Here is an 18,135-nt window from a genome sequence, read left to right as displayed (position 1 = left end):
CCTCATACCGGCCAACCGCCAGCATCTGCTGCGGAGTGCGCGCTCCCCATCCCCGAAACCCCCCTCACCCATGAGGAGTTCGAGCCATGCCCGCAGCCGGCACCCGTCTCGCGCCACCCCCACGACCGGGCCCCCGCGCCACCGCCGCCGTCCTCGTCACCGCGCTCCTCGCCGGTCTCCTCGCGCTGGTCGCCGCACCGCCCGCCGCGGCCGCGCCCGTCCTGCTCTCGCAGGGCAGGCCCGCCACCGCCTCCAGCCAGGAGAACGGCGGCACCCCCGCGAGCGCCGCCGTCGACGGCGACCCCGCGACCCGCTGGTCCAGCGCCTTCGCCGATCCGCAGTGGATCCAGGTGGACCTGGGCGCCCCGGCCGCGCTCAGCAGGGTCGACCTGCGCTGGGAGACCGCCCACGCCAAGGCGTACCGCATCGAGCTCTCCACCGACGGCACCACCTGGACGACCGCGTACAGCACGGCGAACGGCCCCGGCGGCGACGAGTCCCTGCCCGTCACCGGCACCGCCCGCTACGTCCGCGTGTACGGCACGGCCCGCGCCACCGCATGGGGCTACTCCCTCTGGGAGTTCCAGGTCCACGGCACCACCGGGACCGGCCCGGCCCTCCCCGGCGGCGGCGACCTCGGGCCGAACGTGCACGTCTTCGACCCGTCCACGCCCGGCATCCAGGCCAAGCTCGACGAGGTCTTCGCCCAGCAGGAGTCGGCCCAGTTCGGCAGCGGCCGGCACGCCTTCCTCTTCAAGCCCGGCACCTACAACGGCCTCAACGCCCAGCTCGGCTTCTACACCCAGATCGCCGGTCTCGGACTGCGCCCCGACGACACCACCGTCAACGGCGACGTGACCGTCGACGCCGGCTGGTTCAACGGGAACGCCACCCAGAACTTCTGGCGCGGTGCCGAGGGCCTCGCCCTCAACCCGGTGAACGGCACCGACCGGTGGGCCGTCGCCCAGGCCTCCTCCTTCCGCCGCATGCATGTCAAGGGCGGCCTCAACCTCGCCCCCAGCGGCTACGGCTGGGCCAGCGGCGGCTACATCGCCGACTCGAAGGTCGACGGCCAGATCGGCAACTACTCGCAGCAGCAGTGGTACACCCGCGACAGCTCGATCGGCGGTTGGTCCAACTCCGTCTGGAACCAGGTCTTCTCCGGCACCGAGGGCGCCCCCGCGCAGGCCTTCCCCGAGCCGAGGTACACCACCCTCGACACCACCCCGGTCTCCCGCGAGAAGCCGTACCTGATCTGGGAGGACAACCAGTACAAGGTCTTCTCCCCGGCCAGGCGGACCGGCGCCCGCGGCACCACCTGGGCGAACGGCACCCCGCAGGGCGAGAAGATCCCGCTGAGCCGGTTCTACGTCGTCAGGCCCGGAACCACGGCCGCCACCGTCAACCAGGCGCTCGACCAGGGCCTCCACCTGCTGTTCACGCCCGGCGTCTACCACGTCGACCGGACGATCACCGTGAACCGCCCCGGCACGATCGTCCTCGGCCTCGGCCTGGCCACGATCGTCCCGGACAACGGCGTCACCGCGATGCGCGTCGCCGACGTCGACGGCGTCCGCCTCGCCGGCTTCCTGATCGACGCCGGCCAGGTGAACTCGCCGAGCCTCCTGGAGGTCGGGCCGCAGAACGCCTCCGCCGACCACGCCGCCGACCCCACCACCGTCCAGGACGTCTACTTCCGCGTCGGCGGCGCCGGCCCCGGAAGGGCGACCGTCGCCCTGGTGGTCAACAACGACGACACGATCGTCGACCACACCTGGGTCTGGCGCGCCGACCACGGCGAGGGCGTCGGCTGGGAGACCAACCGCGCCGACTACGGCGTCCGCGTGTACGGCGACGACGTCCTCGCCACCGGACTCTTCGTCGAGCACTTCAACAAGTACGACGTCGAGTGGTTCGGCGAGCGCGGCCGCACGATCTTCTTCCAGAACGAGAAGGCGTACGACGCCCCGAACCAGGCCGCCGTCCAGGACGGTCCCCACAAGGGCTACGCCGCCTACCGCGTCGACGACTCCGTGACCACCCACGAGGGCTGGGGGCTCGGCAGCTACTGCTACTACAACGTCGACCCGACGATCCGCCAGGACCACGGCTTCCGGGCCCCGGTGCGGCCCGGCGTGAAGTTCCACGACCTGCTGGTCGTCTCGCTCGGCGGCAACGGCCAGTACGAGCACGTGATCAACGACGTGGGCGCCCCGACCTCGGGCACCGCCACCGTGCCGTCCACCGTCGTCTCGTACCCGTGACCGCCGCGAGGTGAGCCGGAGGGCGGCGCGCGCTCAGTGCGCCGCCCTCTCCCGTACGGTCGACGCCCACGCCGGCTGCTCCTCGGCCGGCTCCGCCTCGGCCCGCCGCCCGCCCCGGGCGAAGAAGTCCGCGAGCGGCAGGATCGCCGCGCCGACCGTCACCGCGTCGGGGCCCAGGGTGCCCATGCCGATGCCGACCCGGGCCGCCGGGTACTTCAGGGCGTACTCGGCCGCGTACTTCTTCACCGTCTCCAGGAAGCGGGCGCCGAGCTGGAGGCCCGCCCAGCCGCCGACGAGGATGCGCTCGGGCTGGAAGAGGTTGATCAGATCGGCGAAACCGGCGCCCAGGTACTCGGCGGTCTCCTCCAGGACCTCGATCGCGGTCGAGTCGGGCCCCGTCCCCGCGTCCGCCGGGTACGCGGCCGCCAGCATCGCCGTCAGGGCCGTCTCCTCGTCCGCGCCCGCCGGAGGCCGCCCGCCCGCCTCCCGCCAGCGCTCCAGGAGGGCCTCCGCGCCCGCGTACGCCTCCAGGCAGCCGCGGGCGCCGCAACGGCAGCGGCGGCCCCGGACCCGTACCGTCAGATGACCCCATTCGAGCGCCCGGCCCGGCCCCATCGGGTCGGTGACCACGCAGGCGCCGACGCCCGAGCCGAAGAGCACGACCACGGCGCTGCGCGCCCCCCGTCCGGCGCCGAACCACATCTCGGCCTGGCCCAGGGTCTTGGCGCCGTTGTCGATCCGGTACGGCACCGAGGCCGGCAGGTCCACGCTCTCGCGCAGCAGCCGCTCCAGCGGGACGGCGTCCCAGCCGATGGTCTGGCCGTGCACCACCGCGCCCTCCTCGGCGGTGCGGGCGACGATGCCGGGCACGCCGACGCCGACGCCGAGCAGCCGCTCGGCGGGGACGCCCGCGGTCCTGAGCACCTCCGCGATGCCGGCCCGGACGTGGTCGACGACGACCCCGACCTCGTACCGCTCGTGCGGGTTCGGCCTCTCGACCGCCAAGGGGCGCTCGGTGCGGGCGAGTTCGGTGAGGGCGAGGTCGAACAGCTCGATCCGGATCCGGGTCTCGCCGACGTCCACGCCGATCATGCAGCCGCTGCCGGGGGTGATCCGCAGCAGGGTGCGGGGGCGTCCGCCGGCCGAGTCGACGCTGCCCGCCTCCTCGACGAGGCCCTCCGCGACGAGCTCCGCGACCACGTTGCTGACGGAGCCGGAGCTCAGCCCGGTGGCCGGGCCCAGGGAGAAGCGGCTCATGGGGCCGTCGAAGTACAGGCGCTGGAGGACGGCGGTGCGGTTCTCGCGTCGCAGGTCACGCACGGTGCGGCCGTTCCGCATGGTCACTTGGGCCCCCTGGGGAAGTAGTCCTGCCCGCAACATACCGCCGTCGGGACCCTTGACGCGACCTTCTCTTGAGGTTTAACTCACGTCCTGAAATAAGCCGGGGAGGGGCCGTCGGAGCCTTCACCTCCTGAACGCGGGACGCGACCGCCGCCCCCGCCCTCCCCAGCTCCCCGCCACTCCCCGAAAGGGCCATGAGGAGCCATGCGCAGAATCAGAGCCGCGGCCGCCGGTGCCGTCACCCTCTCCCTCGTCCTCACCGCCGCGGCCTGCGGAGGCGGCTCCCCGGCCGACGGCTCCGGCTCCGGCGGCGGCAAGACCCTCACCTACTGGGCCTCCAACCAGGGCGCGAACCTGGAGGTCGACAAGAAGGTCCTCCGGCCCGAACTCGACCGCTTCGAGAAGGAGACCGGCATCAAGGTCGAGCTGGAGGTGATCCCCTGGTCCGACCTGCTCAACCGCATCCTCACCGCGGCCACCTCCGGCCAGGGCCCCGACGTCCTCAACATCGGCAACACCTGGAGCGCCTCCCTCCAGTCCACCGGCGCCCTGCTGCCCTGGGACGCGAAGAACTTCGAGGCCATCGGAGGCAAGGACCGCTTCGTCGACTCCGCGCTCGGCTCCACCGGCGCCGCCGGCCAGGACCCCGCCGCCGTCCCGCTCTACTCCATGGCCTACGCGCTCTACTACAACAAGAAGATGTTCCGGGACGCCGGCATAGCGAAGCCGCCGGCCACCTGGGACGAACTGATCGCCGACGGCAAGAAGCTCAGCAAGGACGGGAAGTCCGCCATCGGCGTCGAGGGCGGCAACCTCGCCAACAACATCCACCAGGTCTTCGTCCTCGGCAAGCAGCACGGCGCCGACTTCTTCACCCCCGACGGCAAGGCCGACTTCACCTCCGACGGCGCCGTCGCCGCCGTCAAGCAGTACGTCGACCTCATGGCCGCCCACAGGATCGTGGCCCCCGGCAACGCCGAGTACGCCCAGAACCAGTCCCTCGCCGACTTCGCCAAGGACCGCACCGCCATGGTCCTCTGGCAGACCCCCGGCACCACCTTCGCGGCCCAGGGCATGGACCCCGACGAGTGGGGCGTCGCCCCCGCCCCCGTGGCCTCCGGCGCCCCCGGTCAGGGCACGGGGATCAACTCCATGGTCGCCGGCATCAACCTCGCCGTCTTCAAGAACACGAAGAACCGCGAAGGCGCCCTGAAGTTCGTGAAGTTCATGACCGGCGACGCCGAGCAGAAGAAGCTCAACCAGGCCTACGGCTCCATCCCCCCGGTCAAGAGCGCCCAGCAGGACCCCGCCTTCGCCGGCCCCGCCGTCACCGTCCTCAAGCAGACCCTCGCCACCAGCGCCGCCGCCCTGCCGCAGGTCCCCGAGGAGTCCCAGTTCGAGACCGTCGTCGGCACCGCCGTCAAGAAGCTCTTCGCCGACGCCGCCGCCGGCCGCCCGGTCACCACCGAGTCCGTACGCGCCGAGCTCGACAAGGCCCAGCAGCAGATGCCCAAGAAGTGAGCCGGACGCCACCATGACCACCACCGCCATCGAGAAGCCCCCCGGGCGGACCGGGCAGCGGCACACCCCCGGGACGGCCCCGCGCCGGCGCCGCCCCGGGCGGCTCCGGACCCGCGGCCTGCCCTATCTGCTGCTCCTCCCGGCCCTCCTCCTCGAACTCCTCGTCCACCTCCTGCCGATGCTCATCGGCATCACGATGAGCTTCAAGGAGCTCACCCAGTTCTTCATCCGCGACTGGACGTCCGCCCCCTGGGCCGGACTCGGCAACTACACGGTCTCGGTCGACCTCGACGCCCCCGTCGGCGAAGCGCTCCTGAAGTCGTTCCTCACGACCTGCCTCTTCACCCTCTGCTCCGTCGGCCTGTGCTGGCTCCTCGGCACCGCGGCCGCCCTCTTCACACAGGAGACCTTCCGCGGCCGGGGCCTCCTGCGCGCGCTCTTCCTCGTCCCGTACGCCCTGCCGGTCTACGCGGCGGTCATCACCTGGGCGTTCATGTTCCAGCGGGACAACGGCCTGGTGAACCACGTCCTCCACGACCAGCTCGGCATCGGCGACGGCCCCGCCTTCTGGCTCATCGGCGACAACGCCTTCGTCACCCTGCTCGTCGTCTCCGTCTGGAAGGGCTGGCCCTTCGCCTTCCTCGTCCTGACGGCCGGCCTCCAGAACATCCCCCGGGAGGTCTACGAGGCCGCCGCCCTCGACGGCGCGGGCCGGTGGAAGCAGATCCGCCACATCACCCTGCCGTCCCTGCGGCCGGTCAACCAGGTCCTCGTCCTCGTCCTGTTCCTGTGGACCTTCAACGACTTCAACACCCCCTTCGTCCTCTTCGGCAAGGCGGCCCCCGAATCCGCCGACCTGATCTCCCTGCACATCTACCAGTCCTCGTTCCAGACCTGGAACTTCGGCACGGGCTCGGCGATGTCGGTCCTGCTCCTGCTGTTCCTGCTCGCCGTCACGGGGACCTACCTGCTGCTCACCACCCGGGGCCGCCGGGAAAGGAAGGCCGCCGGTGCCCGCTGACAAGAAGCCCCGCTCGCCCATGGCCGCGCCCCGCTCCTTCCTCTGGAGCCGGCGGATCTTCCTCACCCTGCTCACCGGCTTCGTCCTGCTGCCGGTGTACGTGATGGTCTCCAGCTCCCTCAAACCGCTCGCGGACGTCTCGGGGAAGTTCCAGTGGATCCCCTCCGGGCTCACCCTCCGCCCGTACCTCGACATCTGGCGGACCGTCCCGCTCGCCGACTACTTCGTGAACTCGCTGGTCGTCGCGGGCACGGCCACCGTCTGCTCCCTCGTCGTCGCGGTCTTCGCCGCCTACGCCGTCAGCCGCCACGCCTTCCGCGGCAAGCGCGTCTTCACCGTGACGGTGCTCTCCACCCAGATGTTCCCCGGCATCCTCTTCCTGCTGCCGCTCTTCCTCCTCTACGTCGACATCGGCAACGCCACCGGCATCGCGCTCTTCGGCTCGCGCGGCGGTCTGATCCTCACCTATCTGACCTTCTCGCTGCCGTTCTCCATCTGGATGCTCATCGGCTACTTCGACGGCGTCCCGCGCGAACTCGACGAGGCCGCCGAGGTCGACGGCTGCGGCCCGCTCGGCGCCCTCTTCCGCGTCGTCGTCCCCGCCGCGGTCCCCGGCATCGTCGCCGTCGGCGTCTACGCCTTCATGACGGCCTGGGGCGAGGTCCTCTTCGCCTCCGTCATGACGACCGACACCACCCGCACCCTCGCCGTCGGCCTCCAGGGCTACGCCACCCAGAACGACGTCTACTGGAACCAGGTGATGGCCGCCTCCCTCGTGGTGAGTGTCCCCGTCGTCGCCGGGTTCCTGCTCCTCCAGCGCTACCTCGTCACCGGCCTCACCGCGGGCGCGGTCAAGTGACGGCCTCCCGGCCCGAAAGGACTCCCGTGTCAGAACCGCTCGACCTCGCCGCCTTCCCCCCGTCCTTCGCCTGGGGCACCGCCACCTCCGCGTACCAGATCGAGGGCGCCGTCGCCGAGGACGGCCGCGCCCCCTCCATCTGGGACACCTTCTCCCGCGTGCCCGGCGCGATCGACAACGGCGACCACGGCGACACCGCCTGCGACCACTACCACCGCTGGCCCGAGGACATCGCCCTCATGAAGGGCCTCGGCACCGACTCCTACCGGCTCTCCGTCGCCTGGCCCCGCGTCGTCCCCGGCGGCGACGGACCCGTCAACGAGGCCGGGCTCGACTTCTACGACCGGCTCGTCGACGGCCTCCTCGACGCCGGGATCACCCCCTCCGTCACCCTCTACCACTGGGACCTGCCGCAGGCCCTCCAGGACCGCGGCGGCTGGACCGTCCGCGAGACCGCCGAACACCTCGCCGCCTACGCCGGCATCGTCGCGGAACGCCTCGGCGACCGCGTCACCCGGTGGGCCACCCTCAACGAACCCCTCTGCTCCGCCTGGATCGGCCACCTGGAGGGCCGGATGGCACCGGGCCTCACCGACCTCACGGCCGCCGTCCGCGCCTCCTACCACCTGCTCCTCGGCCACGGCCTCGCCACCGCCGCCGTCCGCGCCGCCGCCCCCGGAGCCCGGGTCGGCCTGGTCACCAACCACTCCACCGTCGCGCCCGCGAGCACCCGCCCCGAGGACGTCGCCGCCGCCGCCCGCATGGACGGCCACACCAACCGCTGGTGGCTCGACCCGGTCTTCGGCCGCGGCTTCCCCGCCGACATGCGCGAGCTGTACGGCGTCGAACTCCCGGAGCGACAGGGCGACATGGAGGCCGTCGCCGCCCCGCTCGACTGGCACGGGCTCAACTACTACTTCCCGGTCACCGTCGCCGACGACCCGACGGGCCCCGTCCCGTACGCCCGCGAGGTCCGCCTCCCCGGCGTGCCCCGCACCGGCATGGACTGGCAGATCGACGCGGGCGGCCTGGAGGCCTTCCTGCTGCGCCTCACCGAGGACTACGGCGCGCGCAGGCTGTACGTCACCGAGAACGGCTCGGCCTTCCCCGACACCACGGGACCCGACGGCGAGGTCCACGACCCGGAGCGCACCCGCTACCTGGAGGAGCACCTCGCCGCCTGCGCCCGCGCCCTGCGCAAGGGCGTCCCGCTCGCCGGGTACTACGCCTGGTCCCTCCTCGACAACTTCGAGTGGGCCTACGGCTACGACAAGCGCTTCGGGCTCGTCCACGTCGACTACGCGACCCAGCGCCGCACCGTGAAGACGAGCGGGCGGCGGTACGCGGAGATCGTCGCCGCCCATCGCGCGCTGCACGCCCGCTAGTTCCCCCCCAGCGCCCGGAGCCGGGCGCGGGGGACCGGCCGCCCGTACGAGCGGCCGGTTTCCGGCCGTTCCCGCCCGGCCCCGTCCTTCCGAGGACGGGGCCGGGCGCGCGTGCTGCGGGGGATCAGGCCTTCCGGAGGCCACTGAGCAGCAGCTCGGCCAGCTGCTCGTAGGCCTCGGCGTCGGCGAGGCCGGTCGCCGCGGCCACCTGGCGCCGCTGGATGCGGACCATCACCGAGGAGATGACGTCCGCCGCGAAGGTCACGTGCACCTCGCGGAACACGCCGGCCCGCACGCCCTCCTCGATGAGCTGCTGCACCCGGCCGGCCGCCGCCCGGGTGTTCCGCTCGTACACCTCCGCCGCCGGCTCGAAGGCCGCCACGTCGTCGAAGAACTGCGGCGAGACGGGCGCCAGCTCGGCCGAGACCGCCCGCAGATAGGCGGACAGCCGCTCGGCCGGATCCGCCGCGGCGGCGAGCACCGCCTCGACCCGGGCCGTGGCGCGCCGGAAGAAGTGCACGACCGCCGCCCGGACCAGCTGCTCCTTGCTGCCGGCCAGGCCGTACAGGGTCCGCTTCGAGCAGCGCAGCCGCGCGGCGAGGTCGTCGAGCGTCAGTCGGGCGAAGCCCTCGCCGACGAGGAGGGCGACGAGTTCCTCGAACAGGGCGGAGCGGCGTGCCGCTCCGCGCCCCGTCAGCTTGGGGGCGTCGGCGGCGGAGGTCTCGATCACCCCGCCAGTATTCCAGGCCGTCCTTCCGGGGGGTTACGCCGTCACCCTTCTGCGCTACGCTAACCGGTACTGTAGTACCTCCCCCAGTACCACTTTGCGCGCCGCTGGAGTCGCCATGGATGTCGACCGCCTGCTTCCCACCCCCGAGGCAGCGGACCTCATCGCCCTCACCCGGGAGATCGCCGACAAGGAGCTCTCTCCCCGGGTGGACGAGCACGAGGCCGCCGAGACCTATCCCGAGGGGCTCTTCGCCACCCTCGGCGAGGCGGGGCTCCTCGGCCTCCCGTACCCCGAGGAGTACGGCGGCGGAGGCCAGCCCTACGAGGTGTACCTCCAGGTCCTGGAGGAGCTCGCCGCGCGCTGGGCCGCCGTCGGCGTCGCCACCAGCGTCCACACCCTCGCCAGCCACCCCCTGCACACCTTCGGCACCCCGGAGCAGAAGGAGCGCTGGCTCCCCGCGATCCTCGAGGGCCGGACCATCGGCGGCTACAGCCTCTCCGAGCCGCAGGCCGGCTCCGACGCCGCCGCCCTCACCTGCAGGGCCGAGCGCCAGGAGGACGGCAGCGGCTACCGCGTCACCGGCACCAAGGCCTGGATCACCCACGGCGGCAAGGCGGACTTCTACGCCCTTTTCGCCCGCACCGCCCCCGGCAGCCACGGCATCTCCTGCTTCCTCGCCCCCGGCGCCACCGAGGGCCTGAGCTTCGGCGCCCCCGAGCGCAAGATGGGCCTCCAGGCCGTGCCGACGACGGCGGCGTACTGGGACGGCGCCCTCATCGAGGAGGACCGGCGCATCGGGGACGAGGGCCAGGGCCTCCAGATCGCCTTCAGCGCCCTCGACAGCGGCCGCCTCGGCATCGCCGCCTGCGCCACCGGCCTCGCCCAGGCCGCGCTGGACGCCGCCGTGGTGTACGCCAACGAGCGCACCACCTTCGGCCGCCGGATCGTCGACCACCAGGGCCTCGGCTTCCTCCTCGCCGACATGGCCGCCGCCGTCGACGCCGCCCGCGCCACCTACCTGGACGCGGCCCGCCGCCGCGACCTCGGCCGCCCCTTCAGCCGTCAGGCCAGCGCGGCCAAGCTCATCGCCACCGACACGGCGATGAAGGTCACCACGGACGCCGTCCAGGTCTTCGGCGGCTACGGCTACACCCGCGACTTCCCCGTCGAGCGCTACATGCGCGAGGCGAAGATCATGCAGATCTTCGAGGGGACGAACCAGATCCAGCGCCTCGTCATCAGCCGGGGGCTCGCCCGCACGGCGTGACCCCGGAGTCCGTCCGCCCCCGGCCGCAGCGGAGCGCCGGGGGCGGACGCATGCCCCCGGTCACCGCCTGCCCCCGACCGCCGCGAGCAGCGCCACGGCCGTCGCCGCCGTCAGGGCGGCCGGGAGCGACCGCGCCGCCAGGGGGCCGGCGGCCGCGGCCCCCAGGGCGAAACCGGTGATCTTGAGACTGGCGCCGGTGGTGAAGACCTGACCGCGCAGATGCTCCGGGGACTCCCGGTGCCGCACCGCGAACAGGGCGGTGAGCTGGGGCCCCTCGCCGAGCCCCGCGACGAGGAAGGCAGCCACCAGGGCCACGGGCCCGCCGGTCAGGGCGAGGGCGGGCGCGACCGCCTGGACCAGCGCCCCGGCCCGTACGAGCGCGTCGGGGGAGAGGGCGGGCGGGAACCGGGCGAGCAGGGCGTTCGCCACGAGGGCGGAGACCGCCGTGCAGGAGAGCAGCACCGCCCCGCGCCCGGCTCCACCGAGGACCCGCTCGCCCAGCAGCGGGACGCAGGCCGTCACCATGCCCTGGGCGACACAGGTGACGACCGAGGTACGGGTCGCCCGGACGAGACTCCGGTTCCGGAGGACGGCCCGTGTCCCGGAGACCAGGACGCGGAGCACCGGGGCCGGACGCGTGAGCGGGGGCGCGGCGGCCGGCTCGGCGCGCCCGTGCGGGGCACGCCCGGTGTGCCCGTCCCCGGCCCGCTCCCGCGCGGGGAGCAGCCACGCCGCGGGAGTCGCCGAGGCGACGAGGGCCGCCGCGAGGACCACCGCCGTCGGTGCTCCCAGTGCCTCCGCCGCCCCGCCCGCGAGGGCCGGGCCCGCCAGGGCCGCCGCGCCGAAGGTCATCGTGTCCAGCGCGTTCGCCCGGGACAGCCGGTCGCCCGCCACCCGGGGCAACTGGGCGGACCAGCCTCCCGAGAGGGCCGGGCCCGCCAGGCCCGTGAGGACCGCCGTCGCCACGGTGACGGCGAACGGCAGCCGGCCGAGCCCCGCGAGGACGAGCGTCAGGCCCGCCGCGTACAGGACGAGCGCCCCGGCGAGCAGCCGGCCCGGGCGGGCCGCCCCGTCGAGGAGCGCGCCGAGCACCGGTCCGCCGAGGGCGGCGGAGACGCTGACGGCCGCGAGCAGCGCCGACGCCTCGGCGGTGGATCCGGCGAGGGCGAAGCCGGTGAGGAGCAGCGCCGGTCCGGCCGCCTCGTCCCCGACGCGGGCCACCAGCGCCCCGGCCAGAAAGGTAGGGGTCCGCATCCGCAGGACAGTACGGAGGTAACTCAAAACTCCACAAGTTGCGTTACATTCCAGGGGTGTTCGACGACGACCGGTCCACCCGCCACTCCGTCCTGACGACGGCCCGCCGCGCCGCCGCCCTCGTCAACGTCCTCGCCGACGACCGGCTTGACCCGGGCGAGGTCGCCGCCGTGCTCCTGGAGTACGGGGAGGCCGGCCCCGTCGAGCTCGGTCCCGAGGAGGTGGCCGGGATGCGGGCGGCCGCCGCCCTGCTGCGGGAGGTCTTCGCCGCCGCGACCGCCGACGAGGCCGCCGCCGTCCTGAACCGGCTCCTGCGGGAGCACACCGGGCCGCTCCGGCTGACCTCGCACGGCGGCACCGCCCCCTGGCACGCGCACGTCGACCGGGACGACGACGCGCCCTGGGCCGAGTGGCTGCTCGCCTCGTCCTGTCTGGCACTCGCCGTCCTCGTCTGGGACCGGCAGCGCCCGCCCGGCAGGGCGTGCGCGTCGGGCAGCTGCCGGAACGTCTTCGTCTCGCAGGGAAGCGGGCCCGAGCGCCGCTACTGCTCCCGCCGCTGCGCCACCCGCGAGCGGGTCGCCGCCCACCGGGGACGGCACTCAGGCGGCGGGACGCAGGGCCCCGCCTGACCCGGCCCTCCGGAGCAGCGCCGCGATCTCCGTCAGGCCGTGCCGTTCGGCGTGCTGGAGCGCCGTGCGGCCGTACGGGTCGGGGAGCTCGGGGTCGGCGCCCGCGGTGAGCAGGAGGGCGACGACGTCCTGGTGCGCGCGGGCGCCCGAGCCGAGGATCACGGCCTCCAGGAGCGCCGTCCAGCCGAGCCGGTTGACGTGGTCGACGTCGATCGCGGTCTCGTGGAGCACGGCGCGGACGTACGGCACGTGGCCGCGTTCCGCGGCGGGGATGAGGGCGGTGCCGCCGTGGCGGTTGGTCAGCTTCAGGTCGGGGCCCGCCGGGAGCAGGGCCCGCATCATGGCGACGCTGCCCGTGACGCCGGTGACCAGCCACGGGCTGTCGGACCGGTCGTCCTGCGCGTTCGGGTCGGCGCCCGCGGCGAGGAGGGCCCGCGCGGCGGGGACGTGGTCGCGCAGCGCGGCCCGCAGCAGCGGGGTGCGGCGGTGCCGGTCCCGGGCCTCGACGCGGGCGCCCGCGTCGAGGGCCGCGCGGACGGCGACGGCGTCACCGTGCGCGGCGGCCGCCAGGAGGGTGTGGTCGAGCGCGTTCATGGCGGGTTTCCTCGTACGCGGGCGTCTGCCCGGGGACTTACTTGCCGAGCGAGGCGACGCCGGCCTGGGCGAACTTCTCGTCGAGGTCGCCCGAGGGGGCGCCGGCGACGCCGATGCCCGCGATCGGGGCGCCCTTGGCGGTGACCGGGGCGCCGCCGGCGAGGAAGAGGGTGCCGGGGATGTCCTTCAGGGTCGGCGCGTTCGTGAGGCGCTTGGCCAGCTCGGAGGTGGGGGCGTTCCAGGAGACGGCGGTGTACGCCTTCTTCACGGCCGACTCGTAGGACTGCGGGCCCGCGCCGTCGCCGCGCAGGGTGACGAGGGTGTTGCCGTTGCGGTCCACGACCGCCACGGACACCCGCTGGTTCTCCTGCTCGGCGGCGTCCAGGGCCGCCTGCGCGGCCTTCGTGGCGGCCTCGACCGTCAGGTGCGTGGAGCGCGTCGTGTTCTTGTTCTTGGCGTCCGCCTCGGCGGTGGCGGCGGCCGGCGCGGCCGCCGTGTCCTCGCCGGTGGCGCTCGCGGAGTAGGCCCCGAAGCCGCCGAGGGCGAGGGCGGCGACGATCGCGCCACCGGTCACGACTCGGGTGCGCGAGGGGGCCTTCTTCACGTGCTTCATGGGGTCTGCTCCAGTGGACTCGGGGAACCGCGGGGGCCGTCGGGAAGCCGTGGCCCGCTCTGTCCTCCATCCTGGTGCCGTACCCTGCCGTCTCCCGTCGTCGTCCCGGCTGCACCCGGCGCCCCGGGCGGTGGACCCCGGGGTCATCCGATCGGTCGACCCCCGGCCTCCTCCCCCCACCGCGCGGCCGGTTCGGTGAGGGCCCCCGCCGCGCCGCGGCAGCCGACCGCGCGCCGTCATCAACCACGACGACAAGTACCCGCTCAGAAAAGCCTTCTGATGTGTGGTCAGACCTGATCGGCGGTCGGGTCGGCCCCGCCGCCGTACGGCCCGGCGAAGAGGAGCCGGCCCCCGGCTCGGCCTCCGCTTCCGGGGGCGGCACACACGGTTCTATGGTGGGCGGCGCAGATCGCGCGGACCGCGCGGTCCTCCGCGGGCACGCGCCCGATCCGGCGGCCATCCCGGCGGCAGGGTCGCACCCGCACGACACGAACGAGGAGTTCCATGGACATCGCCGGCTCCGCCGCTCTCGTCACCGGCGCCGCTTCCGGCCTCGGCGCCGCCACCGCCGCCGCACTCGCCGCGCGCGGCGCCACCGTCTACGGCCTGGACCTGGACAAGGCCGTGGCCGCCGCCGGGCCGCTGCCCGAGGGCGTGCAGCTGCTCGCCGCGGACGTCACCGACGAGGACCAGGTCCGCGAGGCGCTCGCCGCGATCGACGCCGACGGCGCCGAGCTGCGGCTCGCCGTGAACTGCGCGGGCATCGCCCCCTCCGCCCGCATCCTGGGCCGCAAGGGACCGCACGACCTCGACCTGTTCCGTACGGTGCTCAACGTCAACCTGCTCGGCACCTTCAACGTGATGCGGCTCGCCGCCGAGGCCATCGCCCGCCACGAGCCCGACGAGCACGGCCAGCGCGGCCTCGTCGTCAACACCGCGTCCATCGCCGCCTTCGAGGGCCAGGTCGGACAGATCGCGTACGCCGCCTCCAAGGCGGGCGTCGCGGGGATGACCGTCACCGCCGCACGTGACCTGGCGCAGTTCGGCATCCGGGTCGTCACCATCGCCCCCGGCATCGTCGACACCCCGATGATGGCCGGCTTCGGCGAGGACGTCCGGGCCGGTCTCGCCGCGAGCGTCACCTTCCCGCAGCGCCTCGCGCGTCCGGAGGAGTACGCCCGGCTCGTGACGATGATCGCCGAGCACGACTACCTCAACGGCGAGACGATTCGCATGGACGGCGCCCTCCGCATGAGCGCCCGCTGAGCCTCCGTACCCCCACTACAGCACTCGGTGCCGGATTCTTCCGGCACCGAGTGCTGTAAGGGTCCGTCCGGGTGTTAGGTTCGAGCCATGGGAACAGCCTCGACGAACTCCACGAAGCCCGCGATGCGGGACTCCCTCATCGCCGCGGCCTTCCAGCTCTTCCTGGAGCGGGGCTACGAGCAGACCACCGTCGACGACATCGTCACGCTCGCGGGCGTCGGCCGGCGGTCCTTCTTCCGGTACTTCCCGTCCAAGGAGGACGTGGTCTTCCCCGACCACGAGCAGTGCCTCGCCGACATGACCCGCTTCCTCGCCGCGAGCGCCGACTCCGACGACCCGGTGGTCCGGGTCTGCGACGCCGCCCGGCTCGTCATGCGGATGTACGCCGAGAACCCCACCTTCTCCGTGCAGCGCTACCGGCTCACCCGCGAGGTGGCCGGACTGCGCACGTACGAGCTGTCGGTGGTCTGGCGGTACGAGAAGACCCTCGGCGACTACCTGCGCACCCGCTGGGCCGACCGCAGGGACGGCACCCTGCGCGCCAACGTCGTCGCGGCGGCCGTGGTCGCCGCGCACAACCACGCCCTGCGGCACTGGCTGCGCTCGGGCGGCGAGGGCGACCCGCTGGCCGAGGTGGACGGGGCCCTGGAGTTCGTCCGCGCCACCTGGGCCACCGGCGGCCAGGCGGCGGACGCGCCGGCCGAGGAGGCCGAGGACGTCGTCGTGGTGATCACCAAGCGCTCCACCCCCATGTGGCGCGTGGTGCGCGAGGTGGAGTCGAGCCTCGGCGAGGGCTGAGGGGTCACCGGGGGATCTCAGGAGGGTCACCGAACGGCCTCGGGGTCCTCAGTATCTCGAATTGAGGGAACTCAGGTCTTTATTTGGTGGCACTCAGTGCCATATCTTTGCTCCATGCACGGTCGAGCCGCCGAGTGCAAGGAGAAGGCATCGTGTTCCACACGGGAATGAGGAGCGGGACCGCCGTCCAGGCCGAGGAGTCGGCCCCCGAGTCCGAGCTGTACTTCCAGCGCTGCCGCTGGTGCCACACCACGACGTTCCAGCGTCTGCTCTGCCCGACCTGCGGGTCGACCGACCTGGCGCCCGAACTCAGCGGGGGTGAGGGCGTGATATCCGTACGGCGCGGGGTCGCGGCCGCCGACGCCGACCTCTGGCCGGTCCACATGACGGAGGGCTTCGTCGTCCGCTGCCGCGTCGACGGACCGCTGCACGCCGTGCGCCCCGGGGTCCGGGTCAAGCTCGCCGGCGCCGCCTCCGCCGGGCGCAGGCCGGTCGTGCGGCTCTGCGAGGAGGTCCCGCTCGACGGCTGGTACTGAGCGCCGGGTGAGTACACGAAGAAGGGGCGGGGGGGGGCGCGGGCCCCCCCCCCCCCCCGGGGCCCGGGGGGGGGGGGGGGGGGGGCCCCCCCCCCCCCCCCCCCCCCTTCCTGCTCCGGTCGGGGGCCGGCGTCCGCCGACCCCCGACCGGCACGGATCAGCGCGCGCCGATCTCGTCCGTCAGCTGCGGCAGCACCTCGAAGAGGTCGCCGACCACGCCGTAGTCGACCAGGTCGAAGATCGGGGCCTCGGGGTCCTTGTTGACCGCGACGATCGTCTTCGAGGTCTGCATGCCGGCCCGGTGCTGGATCGCGCCGGAGATGCCCGCCGCCACGTACAGCTGCGGGGAGACCTGCTTGCCGGTCTGGCCGACCTGGTTGGAGTGCGGGTACCAGCCGGCGTCCACGGCGGCCCGGGAGGCGCCGACGGCCGCGCCGAGCGAGTCGGCCAGCTTCTCGACGACCGAGAAGCCCTCGGCCGCGCCGACGCCGCGACCGCCGGAGACCACGATCGCGGACTCGGTCAGCTCGGGACGGCCGGTGGAGACGCGCGGGGTGCGCGAGACGACCTTGGCGGCGTTGCCGGTGAAGGCCACCGTGACGTTCTCGACCGCGCCGGCGGCCGGAGCGGCCTCCGGGGCCGCGGAGTTCGGCTTGACGGTGATGACCGGGACGCCGTGCGAGACGATGGACTTCACCTGGTACGAGGCGGCGAAGACGGACTGCGTGGCGACGGGGCCCTTGTCGCCGGCCTCCAGCTCCACGGCGTCGGTGATCAGGCCGGAGCCGAGGCGGAGCGCGACACGGGCCGCGATCTCCTTGCCCTCGCCGGAGGAGGTCACCAGGACGGCGGCCACCCCCTTCTCCTTCGCGATCTGGGCGAGCGCGTCGACCTTCGGGACGACGAGCTGCTCGGTGAACTCGGCGCCGTCCGCGACGTACACGGTGGCCGCGCCGTACTCGCCGGCCGTGGCGGCGATCGAGGCGGCGGCCTCGCCGGCGCCGAGGACGACCGCCGAGGGCTCGCCGACGCGGCGGGCCAGCGTCAGCAGTTCGAGGGCGGGCTTGCGGACCGCACCGTCGGCGTGGTCCACGAGAACCAGGATCTCAGCCATGATTCCTTGCTCCTGAGGTGGGGTGACGGTGGGTCAGATGAACTTCTGGCCGGCGAGGAAGGCGGCGAGCTGCTTGCCGCCGTCGCCCTCGTCCGTGATGATCGTGCCCTGGGTGCGGGCCGGGCGGGCGGCCACGGCGTCGACCAGGGTCCAGGACCCGGCGAGGCCGACCTCGTCGGCGTCGATGTCCAGGTCGTCCAGGTCCAGCTCCTCGACCGGCTTCTTCTTGGCGGCCATGATCCCCTTGAAGGAGGGGTAACGGGCCTCGCCGGACTGGTCGGTGACCGAGACGACGGCCGGCAGCGGGGCCTCCAGGAGCTCGGTGGCGGCGTCGCCGTCACGGCGGCCCTTGACCAGGCCGTCCTCGACGGAGAGCTCGGACAGCAGGGTGACCTGCGGCAGGCTCAGGCGCTCGGCGAGCAGCGCGGGCAGGACGCCCATCGTGCCGTCGGTCGAGGCCATGCCGCAGACGACCAGGTCGAAGCCGGTCTTCTCCAGGGCCTTGGCCAGGATCGCGGAGGTCGCGATGACGTCGGAGCCGTGGATGGACTCGTCGTTGACGTGGACGGCCTTGTCGGCGCCCATCGACAGCGCCTTGCGCAGCGCGTCCTTGGCGTCGTCCGGGCCGACCGTCACGACGGTCACCTCGGCGTCGTCGGACTCCTCCGAGATGCGCAGGGCCTGCTCGACCGCGTACTCGTCGAGCTCCGACAGCAGGCCGTCCACGGCCTCGCGGTCGGTCGTCAGGTCGTCGGCGAAACCGCGGTCGCCGGTCGCGTCGGGGACGTACTTCACACAGACAGCGATCTTCAGGGTCACGGCCTGTCTCCTTTCGAGGGGCTGGTGGTTACGGGAGGTTGCGGGCCATGACGATGCGCTGGACCTGGTTGGTGCCCTCGTAGATCTGGGTGATCTTGGCGTCGCGCATCATGCGCTCGACGGG

At 73.4% G+C, this 18,135-nt stretch carries 18 protein-coding genes; 10 read left to right on the top strand and 8 right to left on the bottom strand.

What is annotated here, in order from left to right:
• The first annotated feature begins 86 nt into the window (after window positions 1–86).
• Entirely contained in the window at window positions 87–2,264 is a 2,178-nt protein-coding gene (locus ACIGW4_RS00090; protein ID WP_398713506.1) for a discoidin domain-containing protein, read from the top strand.
• Between the two features lie 33 nt (window positions 2,265–2,297).
• Here the strand turns inward: ACIGW4_RS00090 and ACIGW4_RS00085 are convergent, their stop codons facing one another.
• Window positions 2,298–3,608: an ROK family protein gene (locus ACIGW4_RS00085; protein ID WP_398713504.1), complete on the bottom strand. Its 1,311-nt coding sequence runs from the start codon at window positions 3,606–3,608 to the stop codon at window positions 2,298–2,300.
• A 201-nt stretch (window positions 3,609–3,809) separates the two neighbouring features.
• Here ACIGW4_RS00085 and ACIGW4_RS00080 point away from each other — a divergent pair, with 201 nt between their 5' ends.
• The 4 genes from ACIGW4_RS00080 to ACIGW4_RS00065 are packed head-to-tail and all read left to right on the top strand — an operon-like array spanning window position 3,810 to window position 8,391.
• Entirely contained in the window at window positions 3,810–5,126 is a 1,317-nt protein-coding gene (locus ACIGW4_RS00080; RefSeq protein ID WP_123456065.1) for an extracellular solute-binding protein, read from the top strand.
• Between the two features lie 13 nt (window positions 5,127–5,139).
• On the top strand, window positions 5,140–6,147 hold the full coding sequence (locus ACIGW4_RS00075) for a carbohydrate ABC transporter permease (RefSeq protein WP_399577401.1): 1,008 nt from the start codon (window positions 5,140–5,142) through the stop codon (window positions 6,145–6,147).
• A 19-nt stretch (window positions 6,148–6,166) separates the two neighbouring features.
• Window positions 6,167–7,006: a carbohydrate ABC transporter permease gene (locus ACIGW4_RS00070; RefSeq protein WP_123457556.1), complete on the top strand. Its 840-nt coding sequence runs from the start codon at window positions 6,167–6,169 to the stop codon at window positions 7,004–7,006.
• Between the two features lie 26 nt (window positions 7,007–7,032).
• Window positions 7,033–8,391 (top strand): GH1 family beta-glucosidase, encoded by a 1,359-nt coding sequence (locus tag ACIGW4_RS00065; protein WP_398713499.1) that lies wholly within the window; start codon window positions 7,033–7,035, stop codon window positions 8,389–8,391.
• Between the two features lie 124 nt (window positions 8,392–8,515).
• Here ACIGW4_RS00065 and ACIGW4_RS00060 read toward each other — a convergent pair whose 3' ends face one another.
• Window positions 8,516–9,121 (bottom strand): TetR/AcrR family transcriptional regulator, encoded by a 606-nt coding sequence (locus ACIGW4_RS00060; RefSeq protein WP_359590459.1) that lies wholly within the window; start codon window positions 9,119–9,121, stop codon window positions 8,516–8,518.
• 115 nt (window positions 9,122–9,236) lie between these two features.
• Between ACIGW4_RS00060 and ACIGW4_RS00055 the strand changes: the two genes are divergently transcribed.
• The gene (locus tag ACIGW4_RS00055) at window positions 9,237–10,388 is read left to right on the top strand and encodes an acyl-CoA dehydrogenase family protein (RefSeq protein ID WP_123456069.1); all 1,152 of its coding nucleotides are present in this window, start codon (window positions 9,237–9,239) and stop codon (window positions 10,386–10,388) included.
• Window positions 10,389–10,448: 60 nt separating this feature from the next.
• Here ACIGW4_RS00055 and ACIGW4_RS00050 read toward each other — a convergent pair whose 3' ends face one another.
• The gene (locus tag ACIGW4_RS00050; RefSeq protein ID WP_399577398.1) at window positions 10,449–11,642 is read right to left on the bottom strand and encodes an MFS transporter; all 1,194 of its coding nucleotides are present in this window, start codon (window positions 11,640–11,642) and stop codon (window positions 10,449–10,451) included.
• 56 nt (window positions 11,643–11,698) lie between these two features.
• Between ACIGW4_RS00050 and ACIGW4_RS00045 the strand changes: the two genes are divergently transcribed.
• Entirely contained in the window at window positions 11,699–12,271 is a 573-nt protein-coding gene (locus ACIGW4_RS00045; protein WP_399577396.1) for a CGNR zinc finger domain-containing protein, read from the top strand.
• Here the strand turns inward: ACIGW4_RS00045 and ACIGW4_RS00040 are convergent.
• The gene (locus tag ACIGW4_RS00040; RefSeq protein WP_399577394.1) at window positions 12,242–12,865 is read right to left on the bottom strand and encodes an ankyrin repeat domain-containing protein; all 624 of its coding nucleotides are present in this window, start codon (window positions 12,863–12,865) and stop codon (window positions 12,242–12,244) included. The two genes, ACIGW4_RS00045 and ACIGW4_RS00040, sit on opposite strands and share 30 nt — an antisense overlap.
• A 37-nt stretch (window positions 12,866–12,902) precedes the next feature.
• A complete protein-coding gene (locus ACIGW4_RS00035; protein ID WP_399578161.1) occupies window positions 12,903–13,469 on the bottom strand; it encodes a heme-binding protein in 567 nt (188 codons plus the stop codon).
• 513 nt (window positions 13,470–13,982) lie between these two features.
• Here ACIGW4_RS00035 and ACIGW4_RS00030 point away from each other — a divergent pair.
• The 3 genes from ACIGW4_RS00030 to ACIGW4_RS00020 all read left to right on the top strand — a co-directional run bounded on the left by ACIGW4_RS00030 (window position 13,983) and on the right by ACIGW4_RS00020 (window position 16,078).
• On the top strand, window positions 13,983–14,744 hold the full coding sequence (locus ACIGW4_RS00030) for an SDR family NAD(P)-dependent oxidoreductase (protein WP_399577393.1): 762 nt from the start codon (window positions 13,983–13,985) through the stop codon (window positions 14,742–14,744).
• Between the two features lie 87 nt (window positions 14,745–14,831).
• The gene (locus ACIGW4_RS00025) at window positions 14,832–15,542 is read left to right on the top strand and encodes a TetR/AcrR family transcriptional regulator (RefSeq protein ID WP_123456074.1); all 711 of its coding nucleotides are present in this window, start codon (window positions 14,832–14,834) and stop codon (window positions 15,540–15,542) included.
• A 152-nt stretch (window positions 15,543–15,694) separates the two neighbouring features.
• Window positions 15,695–16,078: a zinc ribbon domain-containing protein gene (locus ACIGW4_RS00020; RefSeq protein WP_190161086.1), complete on the top strand. Its 384-nt coding sequence runs from the start codon at window positions 15,695–15,697 to the stop codon at window positions 16,076–16,078.
• A gap of 157 nt (window positions 16,079–16,235) precedes the next feature.
• Here ACIGW4_RS00020 and ACIGW4_RS00015 read toward each other — a convergent pair whose 3' ends face one another.
• The 3 genes from ACIGW4_RS00015 to ACIGW4_RS00005 form a co-directional block, all read right to left on the bottom strand.
• A complete protein-coding gene (locus ACIGW4_RS00015) occupies window positions 16,236–17,192 on the bottom strand; it encodes an electron transfer flavoprotein subunit alpha/FixB family protein (RefSeq protein WP_398713490.1) in 957 nt (318 codons plus the stop codon).
• A 33-nt stretch (window positions 17,193–17,225) separates the two neighbouring features.
• Window positions 17,226–18,011, bottom strand: coding sequence for an electron transfer flavoprotein subunit beta/FixA family protein (locus ACIGW4_RS00010; protein ID WP_123456077.1), 786 nt, complete (start codon window positions 18,009–18,011; stop codon window positions 17,226–17,228).
• Between the two features lie 28 nt (window positions 18,012–18,039).
• Window positions 18,040–18,135, bottom strand: a 96-nt coding sequence (locus ACIGW4_RS00005) for an acyl-CoA dehydrogenase family protein (RefSeq protein ID WP_157849844.1), incomplete at its 5' end; no start/stop codon positions are given.

This window comes from Streptomyces sp. NPDC053513, from assembly GCF_044544765.1.
Lineage (GTDB): Bacteria > Actinomycetota > Actinomycetes > Streptomycetales > Streptomycetaceae > Streptomyces > Streptomyces litmocidini.
Note: the sequence above shows the minus strand (reverse complement) of the source record. Positions and strands in the feature narration are given on the sequence as shown.